Raw genomic sequence first — 18,198 nt, 5'->3', positions numbered from 1 at the left:
TGAAGGAAGCAACACCATGAACGGGACCACCGCAGCCAAGCGCACGCGCAGCGTCACCGCGGAAGCCATGGCCGAGCGCCGGGCAAGCATCCTGCACCACGCCTCCCAGGTGATTGCGCGCAGCGGCGTGGAAGGGTGCTCCTTCGCCGAACTGTCCGAGGCCACCGGCTACAGCATCGGCATGATCCAGCACTACTTCCGGCACCGCGAGCGGTTGATCGGCGCCGCCGTGGAGTACCGGATCGAGGAATCCCTGGCCGAATGGCAGCGCATCTACGACCGCGGTGCCAACGCCCTGGAACGCCTGCATGACCTGCTGACCTTCGCCATCCAGGGCGACACCCCTTTCGAGGAGGCCTGGGGATTCTGGTTGCAGATCTACGCGGCAGCCCACAAGAACGCCGAAATCCGCGAAAGCGTGGCCTCGGTGTGGAACTCCTGGCGCGGCCTCTTCGTCCGTGCACTGGAGGAAGCCGCCGAGGAGAAGCTGCTCCAGCCGGCCATCGACATCAACGAACTCGCCACCCTGCTGGTGGCCACGATCGACGGCCTGGCCATTCAGGCCCTCAACGGCGTCCACGCCGCCACCCCGGACGAACTCGTCACCACGCTGCACCGTTTCGCCGCCCGGGAATTCGGCATCGACGCCGAAGAATTCATCCGCAACAAGCGCTCCAAGCTGGTGGACGCACGCTAACCCGACCCAGCCGGCCGCAGCGACGCGTCCGGCCCCGTCACGAAGGACCTCCCATGACCGTCACCGCCACCTCCTCACACCTGGCCAACATGGCCACCCGCGCCGCCGGCTTCCAGCCCTCCCCCGTGCGCGCCGTCTTCGACGTCTCCATGCAGCCGGGAATGATTTCGCTGGCCGGCGGCAACCCCTACCTGCCCGCCCTGCCGCTGGAGGGGATCGCGGAGCTGGCGCGCGGTGTAGTCCTTGAGCGCGGACTGGAGGCCCTGCAGTACGGCTCCGGTGCCGGGACCGAGGAACTTCAGGCCCTGATCTGCCAGGTCATGAAGCGCGAGGGAATCTCCGCCGCGCCCGAAAACATCCAGGTCACCGCCGGTTCCCAGATGGCGCTGGAACTGGTCACCAAGCTGTTCTGCGATCCGGGCGACGTGGTGATCGCCGAGGGCCCCACCTATGTGGGTGCGCTGGGTGTGTTCGAAGGTTTCCAGGCCGAAGTGGCGCATGTTGCCATGGACGACGACGGCGTGGACCCTGAGCACCTCCAGCAGCTGATCGCCGGGCTCAAGGCAGCGGGCAAGACCATCAAGTTCTTCTACACGATCCCCAACTTCAACAATCCCTCCGGCATTTCGCTCTCGCTGGAGCGGCGGCAGCGCGTGGTGGACGTATGCCGGGCCGAGGACGTCCTGATTGTGGAGGACAACCCCTACGGGCTTTTGGCCTTCGACGGCGCGCCCGCCCCCGCCCTGCACAGCCTGGACCCGGACAACGTGCTGTACCTGGGATCCTTTTCCAAGATCTTCGCCCCGGGCCTGCGCGTGGGCTGGGTGGTGGCGCCCGAAGACGTGCGCGGCCGGCTGCAGATCGCCTCCGAAGCGACCACCATCTGCCCCTCCGTATTGAGCCAGCTGATCGTGGAAAACTACATCTCCTCCTACGACTGGCGCGGACAGATCGAGGCCTACAGCTCCGTGTACGCCTCCCGTTGCCGGGCCACGCTGGACGCCCTCGCCGCCCACATGCCCGACGGCACGCACTGGACCACCCCCGCCGGCGGCTTCTTCACCTGGGTGACCCTGCCTGAGGGGATCGACACCGAACAGGTCCTCGCCGCCGCCATCGACTCCGGCGTCGTGTTCGTCCCCGGCAGTGCGTTCTACGCCGACGGCGGCGGCGCCAACCAGCTCCGCATCGCCTTCTCCTACGCGGACGAAGAGCAGCTCAGCGAGGGCGTCCGTCGCCTGGGCGAGGCGATCCGGGGGTTGTAGGGACGGCGTTCTACGGGCTGCTGCGCCGATTAGACGGTTCCCGCACCATGAGACGATGGCCTCCATCGTGTGGTGCGGGAACCGTCTAATCGGCCTTTCCACATAGCGCGGTTTCGGGGTCGCGCCGTTCGGGGCCAGGGCGAATTCTTGATCCATGGCACCTCGTCAGGCACCCCAGCTACCATCCGGCGCGAATCTCTGGCGCACGGAAGAACTCCTGCAGGCGGGCTTCACGTGGCCTGCCATCAGGCAACTGGTCACCGCGGGCGTAATCCTGCGTCTCCGCCGGGGCTGTTACGGCAGGAGCAGCGCCTGGGCAGAGATGGGCAAGCCGGCCCGGAGCCGTTTCCTTATAGCCGCCCATTCCCATGGAACCCTGTGCACGTCCAAGGGCGGATTCGTCTACAGCCACATCACGGCTGCACGCCTGCACCGCCTGAAACTCTGGAAAGCGGATGACCGCATCCACCTCACGCAAAGCACCGTGCCGTCGCCGGTTTCGCATGGCAGCGACGTGGTGGCGCATACCCGGGAGTTGGGCAGCAAGGAGGTCGCGACGATCGACGGGCTCCCCTGCACATCCCTGGAACGCACTGTCGTGGACTGCTGCCTCATGCTCAACGACAAACAAGCCCTCATCGTCGTGGATCACGCTTTACGGCTGGGTGCCGACGTCGAGCAACTCCGCGAAGCCTGCGCCAAACTGGCCGGGCGGGCCGGAGTCACAACCCTCCGCCGGGCCATCGGTAACGCAGACCCGCGCTCGGAATCACCCGGGGAAACCCTTACCAGGGAACTGCTGCTCCGTCTGAAACTCCCCATGCCGGAACTACAGTTCGAAGTAACCAGCCGCGAAGGACGCCACCGCCTGGACTTCGCCTGGAGGGAAAACAAAGTCGCTCTCGAATTCGACGGCAAGGCCAAGTACTTCGATTACGAACCCACCGAAGAAGTGCTCTACAAGGAACGTCTCCGGGAGAAGGCCCTGATGGAGGAGGGCTGGTACTTCATCCGGCTCCAATGGAAGGACCTCTTCCGCGAACAGGAATTCAAGAGCCGCATCCTGCGCGCCCTGAAACACCGCTCCTGAGCGCCGGTGCCCTGCCGCGGAGCGAACCGGAACCCCCTATCCCGCGTACACCTGCACCCCGTTGACCCAGGTTTCCAGCACCTCGATGCCACTGATCTCGCCAGGGGACACCTCCAGGGGATCTGCCGCCAGGACCACGAAGTCGGCCAGCTTGCGCGGTTCCAGGGAACCGAGCTCGTGCTCACGTCCCATGGCCCGGGCACCGTTGATGGTGTGGGCACGGAGGGCCTCGACGGCGTCGATCTTCAGCTGGTCGCCGCCCAACTGCACCCCGGAGCGCGTCAGCCGGGTGACGGAGGTCTGGATGGCTTCGAGCGGGCGGGGATCGGCCACGGGCGCGTCGGAGCTCATGGTCACAGGCACGGACGCGGCCACGAATTCGCCCAGCGGGTTGAACCGCTCCCCCGGCGAACCGATGGCATCGGTGACGCCCGGGCCCCAGTTGTAATAGTGCTGCGGCTGGTTGACGGGCATGATCCCGAGTTCGGCCATGCGGTCGATCTGCTCCAGGGTGGGTAGTCCGCAGTGCTCGATCCGGTGCCGGTGGTCCTTCCGCGGCGAAGCCTCAAGCGCCGAAGCCACGGCGTCCAGCACCAGCTGGATGGCCGTGGGCGACTGCGCGTGCGTGGCCGTCTGCAGTCCTGCGCCATGGGCTTTGGCCACCAACGCCTTGTACTCGGCGGGCTCGTGGTACAGGGAACCCGTACGGCAGGGATCGTCCCGGTAACCCTCCGGGAAGTAGGCCGTCCAGCCGCCTAGCGTGCCGTCGGCATAGAGCTTGATGCCGGCGAAGGACAGCAGCGAGTCGCCGAACTTGTCCACCAGTCCCAGCTCCAGCACCTCGTCCAGCAGGCTTGAGAGGAAATACGCATTCACCCTGGCCACCAGTTCGCCGCGCTCCACAAGATCCAGGTATGCGGAGAATTCACGCTTGGTCACCTGCGCATCGCCGATAGTGGTGACGCCGTGGCTCAGGAACTCGCGCTGGGCGTGCAGCAGCTGGGCACGGTGCTGCTCCTTGCTGTCGCCCAGGTGGAAGTTGGGTCCGTGGTGGCCCAGCTTCACGCCTTCGGCCCCGGTGAGGATGTCGCAGGCGGCGTCGGAGAGCTCACCGGTCAGCTCGCCGTCGGCGTCCCGGAAGAAAGTGCCGCCGGGCGGGTTGGGGGTGTCCTTGCCGATCCCCGCCTGCTCCAGCACGAAGCTGTTGACGACGCCGCCGTGGCCGCTGGCGTTCATCACGTACACCTCGCGCGAGGTGGAGACCGTGTCGAACTCCTGCCGCGTGGGGTGGCGGCGTTCGGCCAGGTTGCGGTGTTCGTAGCCGTAGCCGCGGATCGGGGTATTGCCGGGAGTCCCAGCCGCGGCCTTCTTCAGCCGCTCAAGCATGGTGGGAATATCCGGCGCGACGTCCGGCCCGCAGTCCACCCAGGACAACAGCTGCCCGTACATGAGCGGGTGCGCGTGCGGGTCCAGGAAGCCGGGCACCACCGTGCGTCCTTGGAGGTCGACGACGGCGGGCGCCGCCGTCGTCAGTTCAGCGGCTGCGGCACGGCAGTGTTCCGGGTTCCCGACGGCGGCAATCCGGTTGCCGATAACGAGCATCGCCTCCGCGGTGGAGTTCTGTTCGTCCACGGTGCGGATGCGTCCGCCGTGGAAGATGGTCGCCGAGGGGGCGATGGGCGAGGTTTCGTGGGATGCCAGTCGTGACATGGGTACCTTTTCGTGTTTGGAATGGGGGGTTCGGCCGGGACCGGTCGCAGTCAGACTGCGGGTTCCAGCTGGAACAGGGGCGTGTCCGGGAAACCCGTACGGGCGTGGGAGACGACGTTCTGGGCCTGGATCCTGACGTATTCGGCGAGGGTGACGTCCGACAGGAAGCCCACATGGGGCGTCACAAGAATCCGGGGATGGCCCATGAGCGGGTGGCCGGACGGTGCCGGTTCAATATCGAGCACGTCCAGGGCCGCCGCGCGGATGTGCCCCGAATCGACGGCGGCGCGCAGGGCATCGTTGTCAATCAGCTCTCCGCGGCTGACGTTGACCAGATAGCTTCCCGGCCGCATTGCCGCAAGGCTTTCGGCGCTAATGATGTGCCGGGTTTCCGCGGTAAGCGGCATGTGCAAGGACACCACGGCGGATTCTGCAAGGACCTCCTCCAGGCCGGCCCGCCGGATGCCCGCGTTTGCCAGCATCCCCTGGGTGTCCGGGGTGTCCGGGAGATAGGGGTCGTAGCCGATCACTTCGCCGAAAATGCCGGACGCGATTTCGCCCAGCCGGCTGCCGATCCGTCCGAGTCCAATCAGCCCCAAGCGCTCCTGGCTGAGCCGGAACACCCTGCTGTCCGGGCGGGTGTTCCAATCGCCGTCGGCCACGCGCCCCTGGAAGAACGGAATCTCGCGCGTCACGGCGAGCGCGAGTGCCAGCGCATGGGTGGCCACTTCCTCGGTGGCGACACCGGGGAGGTTGCTGACCCAGATGCCACGTTCCCGGGCCGCTTCGATGTCGACATTGTCGAAGCCCATGGCCACGAGGGCGATGATTCTCAAGCCCGGGATGGCGTCCATGACTGCGGCCGTCACGGGGGCGTACCCCACCAGGAGGGCCTCGGCGTCCTTGGCCTGTTCGGCGATCACCTTGGGATCCTGCGTGCCGAGATACCGGACGTCGTAGCCGTTCTCCTCCAGCAGGGCGAGACCGGCGGAGTAGTCGAGGTCTTCCATATCGGTGTAGACGGCGAGGGGGCGGCGGCCCGTTTGGGTGCCGGACGGCGCTTCCTCCGGCGTCGGGGCCTGCGGACTAATGGACATGGCTGAGAAACTTCCTGGTGCGCTCGTGCTGCGGGTTGTCGAAGAATTCGTCCGGGGCGGCCTGCTCAACGATCACGCCGCCGTCGAACAGGGTGACCTCGTCGGCAACACGGCGGGCGAAGCGGACCTCGTGGGTGACCACGATCATCGTCATGCCGTCGTTGGCGAGGGATTCCATGACGTCCAGGACTTCGCCCACCAACTCCGGGTCCAAGGCGGAAGTGGGTTCGTCGAAGAGCAGCACGTCCGGGTTCATGACCAGCGCACGGGCGATGGCGACACGCTGCTGCTGGCCGCCCGACAGTTCCGAGGGGAAGTGCCCGGAGCGGTGGGACAGGCCCACGCTGGCCAGCATGGCCATCGCCTGCTCCTCGGCGTCTTTGTGGTGGATGCCTTTCACGGAAGTGAGGCCGAGCATCACGTTGCGGCACGCCGAGAGGTGCGGGAACAGGTTGAACTTCTGGAACACCATGCCGATGTTGCGGCGTTCCTTGGCGAGTTCCCGCTCCGGCAAGGCGACGGCAAGGCCGCCCGGTGCTCTCCCATCGCGCACCCCGATGCGCCGCCCGTGCAGGAGGATCTCGCCGTCGTCGGCCGGTTCGAGCAGCGCCATCAGGCGCAGCATGGTGGACTTGCCCGAACCGGAGGGACCCAGCACGGCCTTGACCTGGCCCTTGTGGATGTCGAACTCGACGCCGCGCAGCACGTGCTGGTCTTCGTAGCGCTTGTGGAGCTTCCGGACGCTGAGGACCGGGCTGACGGGGGCGTTTGCTTCGCTCATGAGAACACCCCCTGGCCTGCGGTTTCCGGCCTGGGAAGCTTCTTGGATCTTGTCCGTGAGGTCCATACGAATTTCTTCTCCACTTGGCTTTGGACCAGGGTCAGCAAGCTGACGATGATCAGGTAGTAGACGATTGCCGCGGCGTAGTACTCGGCGTAGCGGAAGGTGATGTTCACGCCCACCTGGGCGGTGGTCAGCAGTTCCTGCAGGGAGATCACCGAGGCCAGCGAGGAGAACTTCACCAAGCCGATGAACTCGTTGCCGGTGGGCGGCAGGGCGATGCGGATGGCCTGCGGAAGGATGACCTTCAGCATGACCTTGGCCGGCGACATGCCCAGCGCCCGGCCCGCGAGTGCCTGGCCCTCGTCCACGCTGAGCAGGGCGGAGCGGATGATCTCGGCCATGAACGCTGCCTCCACCACCCCCAGGCCAATGAACGCGGCGATGAAGGGCGAGAACCACTCCTGGCGCAGCACGGGGAAGAGCTGCGGCAGGGCGTTCCAGATGATGAGCAGCACCAGCAGCGCCGGGATCGCCCGGAAGAACCAGGTGTAGAGTCCGGCTGCGCCTTGCGCCACGCGGCTCCGGGAGGTGCGGCCGAGGGCAACGACGAAGCCGATCACGGTGGCCAGCACCAAGGACAGCACGGCGACGGCAACGGACAGGAACGCGCCGCTCAAGTAACTGGGATTGACGATCTGTTGGAGGAAAATGCCGACGTCGAATTCCATCAGGACACTCCTTTCAGTGTCTTGGGTGCGTGAGGTCTTAGCGCTTGACGTCGACGATCGCCGGATCGAGCTTGTACTGGGTGGCGATCTTGGCGAGGGTGCCGTCGTCGTGCAGCGCCTTCAGTGCCTCGGCAACCGCCGGGCTGAGCTGGTCGCCCTTGCGGGTGAAGACACCGAAGGTGGTGTCCGGCGGGAAGACGCCCGGCGCCACGCTGAGCTTGCCTTCGTTCCGCGAAGCCATGTAGGCGGCGGCGACGTTGGTTTCGATCAGGGCCTCGGACTTGCCGTTGAGCACGGCCAGCACCGTTTCGGCGGTCTTCGGGTATTCGGTGAGGCGGGGCTCGTCCTTGCCGGCGGCCTTGCACTCGTCCTTGAGCGCGGCGATCCGGGCGGCGTTGGCCGAGGCGCTCTGGGCCGCGACCGAGTGCCCGCAGAGATCCAGCGGCTCCTTGAACTTCCCGGTGTTGTCCGGTGCCGCCAGGATCGCCGGCCCGGCGTTCATCACCGGTGCCGCGTCGGCAACTTCCAAGCGTGCCTTGCTCATGTACAGGCCGCCGAAGATCGCATCGCAGCGTCGGGTCTGCAGGCCGGGCATCAGGCCGTCGAACGTGGTGACCTCGAACTTGGCCTCCACGCCCCAGTGCTTGGCCAGTGCCCGGGCGGCGTCGGCGTCGAAGCCCACGATCTCGCCGCTGGAGCCGTTGGCGTAGTACTCCAGCGGGGCGTATTCGGGGTCGATGCACAGCGTGAGCTTCCCGCTGGTGGCCAGCCCCTTGGGCGCCTTGTCCGGGGACTGGCCCGACGGCGAGGAACTGGCGGCGCCGGAGCAGCCGCTCAGGAGAAGGGCGAGGGCGGCCGCGGCAAGCGCGGGCTTGGTGAACGTGGACATGTGCTGTCTCCAATGAACGGTCGGATGCGATGGCGATGCTGAACAGTGAAGCGGATGCGCGACGGCGGAGGGGAACCGGTGTGGCGCTGGTCACGATAGTAACGAAACAAGATGGCAAATCAAGCGATTACTCTCTCTGTTACAGAGCTTTTGTTCAGTTTGATCGCGTGAAGACTCCAAATCTTTAGTTTCAAGCGCGAAACCATGCGATTATTGCGGGACGAAACCTCAGCGGGAGACAGGACAGTTAAGGTGAGAACCATGCACACTCTGGACGAGCGCCTGATCCGTTTGCTGCAGGCCGACGGCCGGGCCTCGTTCAGCGAACTGTCCAAGCAACTTGGCGTCACCCGTTCCACCGTCACGGCCAAGCTCAATGACCTGCTGTCGTCTGGCGAACTTAGGGTCGTGGCCGCGGTCCACCCGCGCCTGCTGGGCCTGACCGCCGTCGCGCATATTTCCATCCAGCTCAACGGCTCGGCGCAGGCTGCCCTCGACACCCTGGCGCGCCTGGACGGAGCCGTATTCGCCTCGCTGACCACGGGCAAGTACGGCATCGTGGCCGAACTGCGGCTGCCCAGCATGGAGCGCCTTTACGAGGACATCGAAACGGTCCGGCTCGCGGACGGCGTGGCCGCCGTCGAGGTCCTGATGTACAAGGACGTGGTCCGCAGCCTCTTCCTGGGCCAGGAGCCGCCGGATCCCAGGCTGGAGCTGGACCACACGGACCTGCTGCTCATGGGCGAGTTGCAAGTGGATGGCAGGCTCGGTTTCGAAACGCTGGGCGAACGCGTGGGGCTTTCCGCCAGCGCCGCCAGAATGCGGGTCCTCCGCCTGCTGGAGGCGCGTGTCATGCAGATCGGCCCCATCCGGAGCCGATCAGGATCTTCCCGCGCCCTGGCCTTCGGCTTCGGCATCTCCACTGCGGGCGGAAGTGCAGAGGCCGTGGACTTCTTCGCGGCCACGCCCGGCGTGGAGTTCATCGCCAGTTGCCTTGGCAGGCACGATCTCGTGGCCACCGTCGGCGTCAGTTCCCTCGATGAAATGTACGGGATCCTGGACAAGGTACGCGCCATGGATTCCGTGGCGCGCGTCGAATCCTGGCTGCACCTGAGAATCGTCCAGGAACGGTACGCGAAGCCGCTGGACAAGATGCTCGCCGCGAAGGCGGCCGCACCGGCCAAGTAGGCCCGCCCCCTCGTGTAGGCCCACCCCCTCATGCCCGGACCTGTAGCGCCCGGACCCGTAAGGCGCGGGCAAATTCAGCGAGCTCGCGGGAGCGCCGCGGGGTCGCCGGAAATTTCCGGCGAGCCCGCGGCGCTCGAGCTCGCCCGGTGGGTCCCCATACCCCTCGTCCCCGGGGACCCGAAGTGGGACACTGTGCCCATGAACTTCGAGGAGCCCTTGGAGATGGCGCAGTGGTGGCGGAGGCTGACGCCGGCCACGCAGCAGTGGCTGATCGACAACAACGGCGACGCCGTCCCCAAGTCCATCATCAGGGAGATCGTGGACGTCGGCGGCTCCATCGCATCCGAGGCCTGGTGGTCCGGCGAAACCGATTCCAACGGCTACCACTTCTCCGACGATGCCATCGACTGGATCGAGGCCGTGGGCAACGGCGAGTCGCCCGACCGCTGAGCCGCACCGCTGAGCCGCACCGCCGGGTTCACGCCAGGCCAGCGACAAAGGCTCACGCCTTCGCCAACGCCTCCTTCAGCGCGCCCAGCACGAGCGTCACCGTGGCCGGGGATGCATTCGGCCCCATGGTTCCAATCCGCCAGACAATGTCCTTGAACGCCCCGACTCCGGCGCCGATCTCCATGCTGAAGTTGCGCAACAGGTACCCGCGGACGGCAGCCGGGTCCACGCCGTCGGGCACTTTCACGGTGGTGAGGCTGTCCAGCCGGCTGCCTTCGGCCGCGAACAGTTCCAGGCCGAGTTCTTGCAGCCCGGCGCGCAGCGCGGCGCCGGCCGCGTGGTGGCGGGCCTGCACCGCTTCGAGTCCTTCGGCGAGGATCCGGTCCAGGGCCGCTTCGAGTCCGGCGATCATGGTGACCGGGGCGGTGTGGTGGTAGGTCCGGCTGCCGGTGGCCGCCCCGGCGTAGCCGCCCAGCAGCCCGATGTCCAGGTACCAGGAACGCGGATCGCGGATGCGCCGCTCGAAGGCCCGCTCCGAGACTGTGAACGGGGACAGCCCCGGCGGCACACCCAGGCACTTCTGGGTTCCGGCGTAGCCGACGTCGATCCCCCATTGGTCGGCCAGCAGTTCGAGGCCGCCGATCGAGGTCACGGCGTCGGCGATGAACAGGGCGTCGCCCTTGTTCGCACCCAGGGTGGCGATGTCCGAGAGGACGCCCGTGGAGGTTTCCGCGTGCACCGCGGCAATCACCTTGGGCGCCGGGTGCGCCGCGAGGACGCGTTCGGCGTCCACCGGCTGCCCCCATGCGTGGTCCACGCGGACCACGGTGGCGCCGCAGCGGCGGGCCACCTCGCACATGCGCTCACCGAACAGCCCGTTGACCGCGACGACGGCCACGTCGCCGTCGGACACGGTGTTGACGAACGCGGCCTCCATGCCGCCGGAACCGGTGGCACTCAGCGGCAGGGTGCGGGTGTTCGCGGTCCCCCAGACCGTCCGCAGCCCGGCGCAGGTGCGGTCCAGCCGTTCGATGAACACGGGATCGAGGTGTCCGATCACCGGATGGGACAGGGCGGCCATGGCTTCCGGATAGGCGTTGCCCGGGCCGGGGCCAAACAGGTACCTGGACGTCAAGATGGCTGGCATGTGCGGACTCCTTCACCCGTCGGGGCAACCGTTGGGCCAATTCTGCACCAGGGCCGCCGCGGGCGGTACGCTCTTGCCAGCGGTCTTGCCGCCGCGCTTGACCGCAAAGTCCTTGACAGCGGCGCGTCGGCTCCGCTTAACTATTACGCATGCTGAAATAACAGTTCCATGATGTGGAAGGTTTGGCTGCCGTGTGGCGCCTGCCCATCCGGCACCACCGCCGGAGTTCCGCATAGCCGTCACCATGGATGCCAGCATTTTGCACGAGGAATGAACAAGCATGCAGCTTGCAGTATTCAACAGCGCAGACCGTGCGGACGCCGTCGGAGTCCTGCGCCCTTGCCTCGACGTCGAGCGCTGGGTGGGGGAAATTGCCGACGCCCGGCCGTTCAGTGGCAAGGATGACCTCCTGGCCTTCGCCAAGGACGCGGCCGCCCCGTTCACTGCGGAAGAACTCGAGTCCGCACTCGCCCACCACCCGCGCATCGGCGAACGCCCACAGGCCACTACCACCGAGGCGGCCATGTCCCGTTCGGAGCAGTCCGGCGTGGACCCCAGCGACGACGCCACCGCCCGCGCGCTGGCCGAAGGCAACCGGGCCTACGAAGAGAAGTTCAACCGGGTCTTCCTGATCCGCGCTGCCGGCCGCAGCGCCCAGGAAATCCTCGCTTCCCTGAACGAGCGACTCAACCACACCCCCGAAGAAGAAGACCGCATCGTGGCCCAGCAGCTCCGCGAAATCGCACTGCTCCGCCTTGAAGGAGTAATCGGCGCATGAGCGTTTCCCAGATCACCACCCACATCCTCGACACTGGCTCCGGCCGCCCGGCGGCGGATGTCGCCGTCGTGCTGTCAGTGCTCGACGGCGGCAACTGGACTCCCGTCGCGGAAGGCACCACAGATGCCGACGGCCGGATCAAGGACCTCGGCCCCGAGCGGGTCCCGGGCGGCACGTACAAGCTCAACTTCGCCACCGGCGCGTACTACGCGGGCCTCGGAACGGAGACCTTCTTCCCGGAGGTCGACCTGAGCTTCACCGTGTCCGACGCCGGCGAGCACTACCACGTGCCGCTGCTGCTGAGCCCCTTCGCCTTCTCCACTTATCGCGGCAGCTAGCCCCTCCCTGCCCGCCCAACTGACTGCGAGTCAGTTGGGCCAGGGCGGAAGCCGGTAGGCTGGAAGGCATGGTTTCTGAGGACTCGAACATCACCGGCAACTCCGCGGACAGCGCTCCGGAGCGGCGCATCACGGTACGCCGCGCGCCCCGCTTCGTGCCGTTCATGGTGCTCGGCGGGCTCCTCGGGATTGTGGTTGCGGCCTTCGTGGCATTCGGCCTGCCAGCCGATCCGCAGTTCGACGCCGGCGCAGTGTTCGGCTTCTTCACCGTCGCCTTCGCGGCGGCCGGCGTGATCCTCGGTTGCATCGTGGCACTCATCCTGGACCGCCTGAGCATCCGCCGCAGCGAACACGCCATCGTGGAAGCCGTGGCCGATGACGAACCCGGCGACGACTGAGATCACACCCCCGGACGGGTCACAATCCGAGTCGGCGGAAAATACCACGCCCGGGACGTGAGACAATCGACCAGTGGCACGTGGCGACGGAAAACTTTCACATGATCTTCTCCCCGGCGAAAAAGGACCCCAGGACGCTTGTGGCGTCTTCGGAGTCTGGGCCCCTGGCGAAGAGGTAGCAAAACTCACCTATTACGGGCTGTATGCGCTGCAGCACCGCGGACAAGAGTCGGCTGGCATCGCGACCAGTGACGGCAAGCGCATCAATGTCTACAAGGACATGGGCCTCGTGTCCCAGGTCTTCGACGAAACCACCCTGAACACCCTCACCGGGCACCTCGCCGTCGGCCACTGCCGCTACTCCACCACTGGAGCCAGCCACTGGGCCAACGCACAGCCCACCTTGGGCGCGACCGCCACCGGCACGGTTGCCCTGGCACACAACGGCAACCTGACCAACACGGCCGAACTGCGCGAAATGATCCTCGAGCGCAACGACGGCCAGCTCACCGGCGAAATGAAGCAGGGCAACACCTCGGACACCGCCCTGGTCACCGCCCTCCTTGAAGGCGAGCCCGGCAAGACCCTCGAAGAGACGGCCATGGAGCTGTTGCCCAAGATCAAGGGCGGCTTCTGCTTCGTGTTCATGGACGAAGGCACCCTCTACGCAGCCCGCGACACCTACGGCATCCGCCCGCTGTGCCTCGGCCGCCTGGAGCGGGGCTGGGTGGTGGCCTCCGAGCAGGCCGGCCTCGCCACCGTGGGCGCCAGCTTCATCCGCGAAATCGAACCCGGCGAATTCATCGCCATCGACGAGAACGGCGTCCGTTCCCAGCGCTTCGCAGACGCGACGCCGGCCGGCTGCGTTTTCGAATACGTGTACCTCGCCCGCCCGGACGCCGCCATCAACGGCCGTTCGGTGTACGAATCCCGCGTGGAGATGGGCCGCCAGCTGGCCCGCGAAAACACCCACGAGGCCGACATCGTCATTCCCGTCCCGGAATCCGGCACCCCTGCCGCCGTGGGCTACGCCGAGGAATCCGGCATCCCGTTCGCGCACGGCTTCGTCAAGAACGCCTACGTGGGCCGCACCTTCATCCAGCCCTCGCAGACCCTGCGCCAGCTCGGCATCCGGCTCAAGCTCAACGCCCTCGAGTCCGTGATCCGCGGCAAGCGCGTGGTGGTGGTGGATGACTCGATCGTCCGCGGCAACACCCAGCGCGCCATCGTGCGCATGCTGCGCGAGGCCGGCGCAGCCGAGGTCCACATCAAGATCTCCTCCCCGCCGGTGCAGTGGCCGTGCTTCTACGGCATCGACTTCGCCTCCCGCGCGGAACTGATCGCCAACGGCGCCACCATCGAGGAAATCTCCCAGGCCATCGGCGCGGACTCCCTCGCCTACATCTCCGAAGACGGCATGATCGGGGCCACCCAGCAGCCCCGCGAACGCCTCTGCACCGCGTGCTTCACGGGCCAGTACCCCATCGAGCTCCCGGGCTCGGACAAACTGGGCAAGAACCTGCTGGAGCGCGCCGACCTCGGCGGGCTGCCGGCGTCGAACGCTTCCCTGAATGACACAGAGGACCCGGCAGAGAAGCCGGGCGCAACGGGCTGCGATCCAGGACCCGACGCCGAGTTTGAGAACCTGCTGACCGACGCCGACAAGAAAGAGTCTGTATGACCTCCGCCTCCCCCGCCGCCGAAAACAACTCAGGCATCACCTACGCCTCCGCCGGCGTCGACGTCGAAGCGGGCGACCGCGCAGTCGAGCTCATGAAGGACGCCGTCAAGGCGACGCACAACAGCTCGGTGCTGGGCGGCGTCGGCGGTTTCGCCGGCCTGTACGACGTCTCCAAGCTGCTGAGCTACAAGAGGCCGCTGCTGGCCACCTCCACGGACGGCGTAGGCACCAAGGTCGCCATCGCCCAGGCCATGGACATCCACGACACCATCGGGTTCGACCTGGTGGGCATGGTGGTCGATGACATCGTGGTGGTCGGCGCCGAGCCGCTCTACATGACCGACTACATTGCCTGCGGCAAGGTGGTCCCCGAGCGCATCGCCGGGATCGTCCGCGGCATCGCCTCCGCCTGCTCCGTGGCCGGCACTGCCCTGGTGGGTGGCGAAACCGCCGAGCACCCGGGCCTGCTGGGCGAGCACGAGTACGACGTCGCCGGCGCAGCCACCGGTGTTGTCGAGGCCGACGCCCTGCTGGGCCCGGAGCGCGTGAAGGCCGGCGACGTCGTCATCGGCATGGCCTCCTCCGGCCTGCACTCCAACGGCTACTCCCTGGTCCGCCGCGTCATCAACCACGCCGGCTGGGCCCTGGACCGCCAGGTCTCCGAACTCGGCCGCACCCTGGGTGAGGAACTGCTCGAACCCACCCGCGTCTACGCCGCCGACTGCCTGGACCTGGCCCGTGCCTTCCCGGTGAACAGGAGCTCTGCCACCAACGGCAGTGTCAACGGCTTCAGCCACGTCACCGGCGGCGGCCTGGCCGCCAACCTGGCCCGCGTGCTGCCGCAGGGCCTCGTCGCCACCGTCGACCGCGCCACGTGGGAACTGCCGGCCATCTTCAAGCTGGTCTCCGAGCTCGGCAACGTGCCGCTCGCCGACCTCGAGCGCACCCTGAACCTCGGCGTCGGCATGGTGGCCATCGTGTCCCCGGAAATCGCCGATGCCGCAGTGGCCCGCCTCAACGAGCGCGGCCTGCCGTCCTGGATCATGGGCACCGTTTCGACGGACTCCGGTTTGAGCTCGCTTGACAAGAGCGGTCCGGACTACGTCCAGGGCGCCAAGGGCGTCGACGGCGGAGCCGTCCGTTTGGTGAACGCCTACGCCTAAGCGGGAACGACGAAAGCGGGCCGGCAGTGATGAACTGCCGGCCCGCTTTTGCGTTATCAGGCGGCGCTGTGCAACGCGGGGTCACGTACGGCCCATCCGCCAGCCCCGTATGGGCCGTACGTGACCCCGTGTTGGTGCTCAGGCACCGGCTTCGGCGGCCTGGAAGGCCTGCACGATCGACTTGGGGATCTGGCCCCGGCTGCTCAGTTCGTAGCCCTGTTCCGCGGCCCAGCGACGGATCCTGGCCGTCACGGAAAGTGGCGCTTCCTTCTTGCCCTGGGGAGCCGGAGCCGACGCTTTCCGCCGGCCCGCGTTCATGAAGACCCCGAGGTAGGAGCGGAAGGCCGCAGCATTCGCCGCAGACAGGTCCACTTCGTAGTCGATGCCATCGACCGCGAACCGCACCCTCTCGTCGGCGCTGCTTCCATCCAAGTCGTCCAGCAACAGGAAGTCATTCTGCTTGTTCATGGCCAATGGTCCTTTCATCGCGTGAGCGTGCCTTCAGTGGGGTTCCGGAACCCGGTTCCGGACGGAAGTCTGTGTCCGCGGTCAGCGCGGCGGTCCGGCGGCTCATGGCGCAGCCGCCTGGAAGTGTGCCAGGATCTGCGCCTGGGTGAGGGCGGCGGTGTCATAGATGGCGATGTTGTCCACTTGGCCGTTGAACGCCGACAGAGCGGCACCGGGCCAGGCCGTGAGGTCGCCGTCGCCGAAGCGCCAGTACCCGGTGTAGCCGCTCCGGGCCGTGGTGACGGAGGCCGAGGAGGCTGCCTGTGCGCCGTCGACGTAGAGCTTCATTCCCGCGGAAGAAAGGGTGACCACGGTGTGGTGCCATGCGCCGTCGTTGTAGGCCGCGGGCGACACGATCGTCTGCATGGTGCCGCCAGGGGCGACGCCGAAGACCAACTTCCCGTCGGCCCGCATGTAGAGGTTGCGGTCGTTGGTGCCAAGGGCATTGTTCTTGGAGTCCTGGAATCCGGCCAGCTTCCCGCCGAGGATCGAACTGGTCTTGAACCACATTTCGCAGCTGAACACCGTCGGCCCGCTGCTGGAGGTGGTGGTTGCGATGTACCGGAGGCCGGAAAGATCTGCGCTGTTGCCGCCGTCCCCTGCGCAGGGAACCGAGGTGCTGAGGGACGCCGTCATGCGGAAGGTACCGTCGTCGCCGGCACCGGAGCTGTCAGTGACGGCGGTGGCCGGTTTCGGCGAATCGTTGAAGCCGTAGAACAGGGACGGCGCGTCGGCAAGGGCCGCAGCCGTGCAGCTGAAGAACGCCCGGGACGACAGGGTGCTGGCTTCGGTTGAACTCGTCCCGGCGAATGCAGCGTGCGCCATGGGGGCGGTCATGACAGCACCTCCGGCGAGGCCTGCCGCGGCAGCCAGGAACAACACCAGGCAGCTTGTCCGCCGCGCCGGCCTGAGCCTGGCTTTCCAGTCTGCTCGACGGCGGCTTCCGGACTTGGCGTCCTTCCGTCCCGGCCGGGCGAAGTGCCTGTCCAGCCTCGTCATGGCCAGCGCCATGGCCAGCACTACGACGCCGATGACAAGCAGTGTCCATTGGCCTTTGCCGACCCAGACGATCGGCAGGCCGACTGCCGGGATCCTCAGGTAGCCCACGCCGTGCACGGCCGAGGGCCACACGCTCGAGGAGTCGTTGGCCGCGTTGGCATCTCCCCGCAGGACGAGGGAGCCGTCCGGGTTCACCGCGGCGATGCGGTGGAGGCGGAGCCGGTCGGCGTGGTCCGGGTCGTCCACCAGGACCACGCGCCCGGGTATGAGGTCTTGAGCTCCCGCGGGGCGGGAAACCACGACGTCGCCCACCGAGATGGTCGGTTCCATGGAGCCGCTCACCACGGTGGTGGGCTGCCAGCCAAGGAGGGCGGGCGCGGAGGCCCAGCCCATCATGGTGACCGCAAGAATCACCACCACCCGCCCCAGCGCGGCGCCCAGAACGCGCAGCCACTGCTGGGAAATGGAGTGCCCTTTCGGCTCCCCCGGGTCGCCGGCAGTCGCGGCAGCATCCGCTGCGGCTGCTTGTTCTGTCGGCAACATTCGGGGGCTCCTGCAGGGTGGGACGGGTGGCGGCAAGCACGGAGGGTCTAGCTCTGGGACTCCCAGGTAAACCCGATGGAGGCGGTGTCGCCCTGGTACGCGTTGTCTGCCGAAGTGGAGCCCGCGGTAGCGAAGGTCCAGTCGACCTTGTAGGTGCGGGAACCACCGGCGGGCAGCGCGTAGGAATCTGCACCCGTCGCGTAGCTGCTCGAGGCGGCGGCGAAGGACGTCAGCGAGGTCGTTGCGACGGCAACCGAGCCGGCGGTGAAACCGGTGCAGGCGCCGTTGGCCGGGGCAGCGCCCGGGAAGCTGCCGCTGGTGACGGTGACGTTGATACGGTCACCGAGGCTCTTGGTGCCTTTGCTGTAGCTGGAGGCATAGAGCTTCAGGGTGCTGGCGACGTTTGCCGTGGTGGAAACGGTGATGCACTTGCTTCCCGCGTCACCCGGCTTGATGTTGGAGGCCGAGAACAGCGCCGTCCCGGATGCATCGTTGCTCAGGGCCAGGGTGCCGGAAGCCCAGCTGTTGCCGGCGTTGTTGGTGGTTGCGCTGAACGCCGAGTACGACGCCTGGGACACGAGCAGGCCGCTGACGACCAGTGCCGCAGGAACGGCAGCCCATTTTGCGATGACGGCTGCGTGAACTGAGTGACGCATGGTGACTCCTGAAAGCTGTGGGCCGATTGAGACCTCATCGGGTGAGCCACTGCCGCGGGCTCGAAACCAGCGTAGCAAATTTCACTTGAT

The 18,198-nt window shown here is 66.9% G+C and carries 19 protein-coding genes; 10 read left to right on the top strand and 9 right to left on the bottom strand.

Annotated features, from left to right (window positions below):
• Positions 1-16 precede the first annotated feature (16 nt).
• The 3 genes from DWV11_RS14755 to DWV11_RS14745 all read left to right on the top strand — a co-directional run bounded on the left by DWV11_RS14755 (position 17) and on the right by DWV11_RS14745 (position 3,052).
• Entirely contained in the window at positions 17-697 is a 681-nt protein-coding gene (locus DWV11_RS14755) for a TetR/AcrR family transcriptional regulator (RefSeq protein ID WP_115789673.1), read from the top strand.
• 53 nt (positions 698-750) lie between these two features.
• Positions 751-1,962 carry an aminotransferase-like domain-containing protein gene (locus DWV11_RS14750; RefSeq protein ID WP_115789672.1) on the top strand — a complete coding sequence of 404 codons (1,212 nt, stop codon included), beginning with the start codon at positions 751-753 and terminating at the stop codon, positions 1,960-1,962.
• Positions 1,963-2,116: 154 nt separating this feature from the next.
• Complete coding sequence (locus tag DWV11_RS14745; RefSeq protein WP_115789671.1) at positions 2,117-3,052, top strand: type IV toxin-antitoxin system AbiEi family antitoxin domain-containing protein; 936 nt, start codon at positions 2,117-2,119, stop codon at positions 3,050-3,052.
• 36 nt (positions 3,053-3,088) lie between these two features.
• Here DWV11_RS14745 and DWV11_RS14740 read toward each other — a convergent pair whose 3' ends face one another.
• From DWV11_RS14740 to DWV11_RS14720, 5 genes are read right to left on the bottom strand one after another with little or no spacing between them, the layout of a single operon-like run.
• Positions 3,089-4,762: an amidohydrolase gene (locus DWV11_RS14740; RefSeq protein ID WP_115789670.1), complete on the bottom strand. Its 1,674-nt coding sequence runs from the start codon at positions 4,760-4,762 to the stop codon at positions 3,089-3,091.
• A gap of 50 nt (positions 4,763-4,812) precedes the next feature.
• A complete protein-coding gene (locus DWV11_RS14735; protein WP_115789669.1) occupies positions 4,813-5,859 on the bottom strand; it encodes a C-terminal binding protein in 1,047 nt (348 codons plus the stop codon).
• Positions 5,849-6,640, bottom strand: coding sequence for an amino acid ABC transporter ATP-binding protein (locus DWV11_RS14730; RefSeq protein WP_115789668.1), 792 nt, complete (start codon positions 6,638-6,640; stop codon positions 5,849-5,851). The genes DWV11_RS14735 and DWV11_RS14730 overlap by 11 nt, the downstream gene beginning before the upstream one ends.
• Positions 6,637-7,371 (bottom strand): amino acid ABC transporter permease, encoded by a 735-nt coding sequence (locus DWV11_RS14725; RefSeq protein WP_115789667.1) that lies wholly within the window; start codon positions 7,369-7,371, stop codon positions 6,637-6,639. The genes DWV11_RS14730 and DWV11_RS14725 overlap by 4 nt, the downstream gene beginning before the upstream one ends.
• Before the next feature lie 37 nt (positions 7,372-7,408).
• Entirely contained in the window at positions 7,409-8,260 is an 852-nt protein-coding gene (locus DWV11_RS14720; RefSeq protein WP_115789666.1) for an ABC transporter substrate-binding protein, read from the bottom strand.
• Between the two features lie 261 nt (positions 8,261-8,521).
• Between DWV11_RS14720 and DWV11_RS14715 the strand changes: the two genes are divergently transcribed.
• A complete protein-coding gene (locus DWV11_RS14715) occupies positions 8,522-9,448 on the top strand; it encodes an Lrp/AsnC family transcriptional regulator (protein WP_168404718.1) in 927 nt (308 codons plus the stop codon).
• Between the two features lie 198 nt (positions 9,449-9,646).
• Positions 9,647-9,898, top strand: coding sequence for a hypothetical protein (locus tag DWV11_RS14710; RefSeq protein ID WP_245953673.1), 252 nt, complete (start codon positions 9,647-9,649; stop codon positions 9,896-9,898).
• 52 nt (positions 9,899-9,950) lie between these two features.
• On the opposite strand, the gene DWV11_RS14705 is transcribed toward DWV11_RS14710, so the two are convergent.
• Positions 9,951-11,045 carry a pyridoxal-phosphate-dependent aminotransferase family protein gene (locus DWV11_RS14705; RefSeq protein ID WP_115789664.1) on the bottom strand — a complete coding sequence of 365 codons (1,095 nt, stop codon included), beginning with the start codon at positions 11,043-11,045 and terminating at the stop codon, positions 9,951-9,953.
• A 280-nt stretch (positions 11,046-11,325) separates the two neighbouring features.
• On the opposite strand from DWV11_RS14705, the gene uraD reads away from it, so the two are divergent.
• The 5 genes from uraD (at position 11,326) to purM (ending at position 15,403) form a co-directional block, all read left to right on the top strand.
• The gene (gene uraD, locus DWV11_RS14700) at positions 11,326-11,823 is read left to right on the top strand and encodes a 2-oxo-4-hydroxy-4-carboxy-5-ureidoimidazoline decarboxylase (RefSeq protein WP_115789663.1); all 498 of its coding nucleotides are present in this window, start codon (positions 11,326-11,328) and stop codon (positions 11,821-11,823) included.
• Complete coding sequence (gene uraH / locus DWV11_RS14695) at positions 11,820-12,161, top strand: hydroxyisourate hydrolase (RefSeq protein WP_115789662.1); 342 nt, start codon at positions 11,820-11,822, stop codon at positions 12,159-12,161. Before uraD ends, uraH begins: the two co-directional genes overlap by 4 nt.
• A 68-nt stretch (positions 12,162-12,229) precedes the next feature.
• Entirely contained in the window at positions 12,230-12,559 is a 330-nt protein-coding gene (locus DWV11_RS14690) for a hypothetical protein (protein WP_115789661.1), read from the top strand.
• A gap of 73 nt (positions 12,560-12,632) precedes the next feature.
• On the top strand, positions 12,633-14,240 hold the full coding sequence (gene purF / locus DWV11_RS14685) for an amidophosphoribosyltransferase (RefSeq protein ID WP_115789660.1): 1,608 nt from the start codon (positions 12,633-12,635) through the stop codon (positions 14,238-14,240).
• Positions 14,237-15,403, top strand: a complete 1,167-nt coding sequence (gene purM, locus DWV11_RS14680; protein WP_115789659.1) for a phosphoribosylformylglycinamidine cyclo-ligase — start codon at positions 14,237-14,239, stop codon at positions 15,401-15,403. The genes purF and purM overlap by 4 nt, the downstream gene beginning before the upstream one ends.
• A 138-nt stretch (positions 15,404-15,541) precedes the next feature.
• Here purM and DWV11_RS14675 read toward each other — a convergent pair whose 3' ends face one another.
• The 3 genes from DWV11_RS14675 to DWV11_RS14665 form a co-directional block, all read right to left on the bottom strand.
• Positions 15,542-15,871, bottom strand: a complete 330-nt coding sequence (locus tag DWV11_RS14675; RefSeq protein WP_115789658.1) for a histone-like nucleoid-structuring protein Lsr2 — start codon at positions 15,869-15,871, stop codon at positions 15,542-15,544.
• Positions 15,872-15,973: 102 nt separating this feature from the next.
• A complete protein-coding gene (locus DWV11_RS14670; RefSeq protein ID WP_115789657.1) occupies positions 15,974-17,452 on the bottom strand; it encodes a LamG-like jellyroll fold domain-containing protein in 1,479 nt (492 codons plus the stop codon).
• A gap of 47 nt (positions 17,453-17,499) precedes the next feature.
• Positions 17,500-18,108: a M73 family metallopeptidase gene (locus DWV11_RS14665; protein WP_115789656.1), complete on the bottom strand. Its 609-nt coding sequence runs from the start codon at positions 18,106-18,108 to the stop codon at positions 17,500-17,502.
• Between the last annotated feature and the right edge of the window lie 90 nt (positions 18,109-18,198).

This window comes from Arthrobacter silvisoli, from assembly GCF_003369445.1.
GTDB classification, from domain to species: Bacteria; Actinomycetota; Actinomycetes; order Actinomycetales; family Micrococcaceae; genus Arthrobacter; species Arthrobacter silvisoli.
This window is presented reverse-complemented; position numbering and strand designations above follow the sequence as displayed.

What these genes read in the sequence shown, in the direction of transcription:
- DWV11_RS14690 (WP_115789661.1), top strand. Translation starts at nt 12,230, where the DNA reads ATGGTTTCTGAGGACTCGAACATCACCGGCAACTCCGCGGACAGCGCT.
- DWV11_RS14730 (WP_115789668.1), bottom strand. Translation starts at nt 6,640, where the DNA reads ATGAGCGAAGCAAACGCCCCCGTCAGCCCGGTCCTCAGCGTCCGGAAG.
- DWV11_RS14670 (WP_115789657.1), bottom strand. Translation starts at nt 17,452, where the DNA reads ATGTTGCCGACAGAACAAGCAGCCGCAGCGGATGCTGCCGCGACTGCC.
- DWV11_RS14755 (WP_115789673.1), top strand. Translation starts at nt 17, where the DNA reads ATGAACGGGACCACCGCAGCCAAGCGCACGCGCAGCGTCACCGCGGAA.
- DWV11_RS14715 (WP_168404718.1), top strand. Translation starts at nt 8,522, where the DNA reads ATGCACACTCTGGACGAGCGCCTGATCCGTTTGCTGCAGGCCGACGGC.
- DWV11_RS14705 (WP_115789664.1), bottom strand. Translation starts at nt 11,045, where the DNA reads ATGCCAGCCATCTTGACGTCCAGGTACCTGTTTGGCCCCGGCCCGGGC.
- purM (WP_115789659.1), top strand. Translation starts at nt 14,237, where the DNA reads ATGACCTCCGCCTCCCCCGCCGCCGAAAACAACTCAGGCATCACCTAC.
- DWV11_RS14710 (WP_245953673.1), top strand. Translation starts at nt 9,647, where the DNA reads ATGAACTTCGAGGAGCCCTTGGAGATGGCGCAGTGGTGGCGGAGGCTG.
- DWV11_RS14740 (WP_115789670.1), bottom strand. Translation starts at nt 4,762, where the DNA reads ATGTCACGACTGGCATCCCACGAAACCTCGCCCATCGCCCCCTCGGCG.
- uraD (WP_115789663.1), top strand. Translation starts at nt 11,326, where the DNA reads ATGCAGCTTGCAGTATTCAACAGCGCAGACCGTGCGGACGCCGTCGGA.
- DWV11_RS14720 (WP_115789666.1), bottom strand. Translation starts at nt 8,260, where the DNA reads ATGTCCACGTTCACCAAGCCCGCGCTTGCCGCGGCCGCCCTCGCCCTT.
- uraH (WP_115789662.1), top strand. Translation starts at nt 11,820, where the DNA reads ATGAGCGTTTCCCAGATCACCACCCACATCCTCGACACTGGCTCCGGC.
- DWV11_RS14750 (WP_115789672.1), top strand. Translation starts at nt 751, where the DNA reads ATGACCGTCACCGCCACCTCCTCACACCTGGCCAACATGGCCACCCGC.
- DWV11_RS14735 (WP_115789669.1), bottom strand. Translation starts at nt 5,859, where the DNA reads ATGTCCATTAGTCCGCAGGCCCCGACGCCGGAGGAAGCGCCGTCCGGC.
- DWV11_RS14725 (WP_115789667.1), bottom strand. Translation starts at nt 7,371, where the DNA reads ATGGAATTCGACGTCGGCATTTTCCTCCAACAGATCGTCAATCCCAGT.
- DWV11_RS14665 (WP_115789656.1), bottom strand. Translation starts at nt 18,108, where the DNA reads ATGCGTCACTCAGTTCACGCAGCCGTCATCGCAAAATGGGCTGCCGTT.
- DWV11_RS14745 (WP_115789671.1), top strand. Translation starts at nt 2,117, where the DNA reads ATGGCACCTCGTCAGGCACCCCAGCTACCATCCGGCGCGAATCTCTGG.
- DWV11_RS14675 (WP_115789658.1), bottom strand. Translation starts at nt 15,871, where the DNA reads ATGAACAAGCAGAATGACTTCCTGTTGCTGGACGACTTGGATGGAAGC.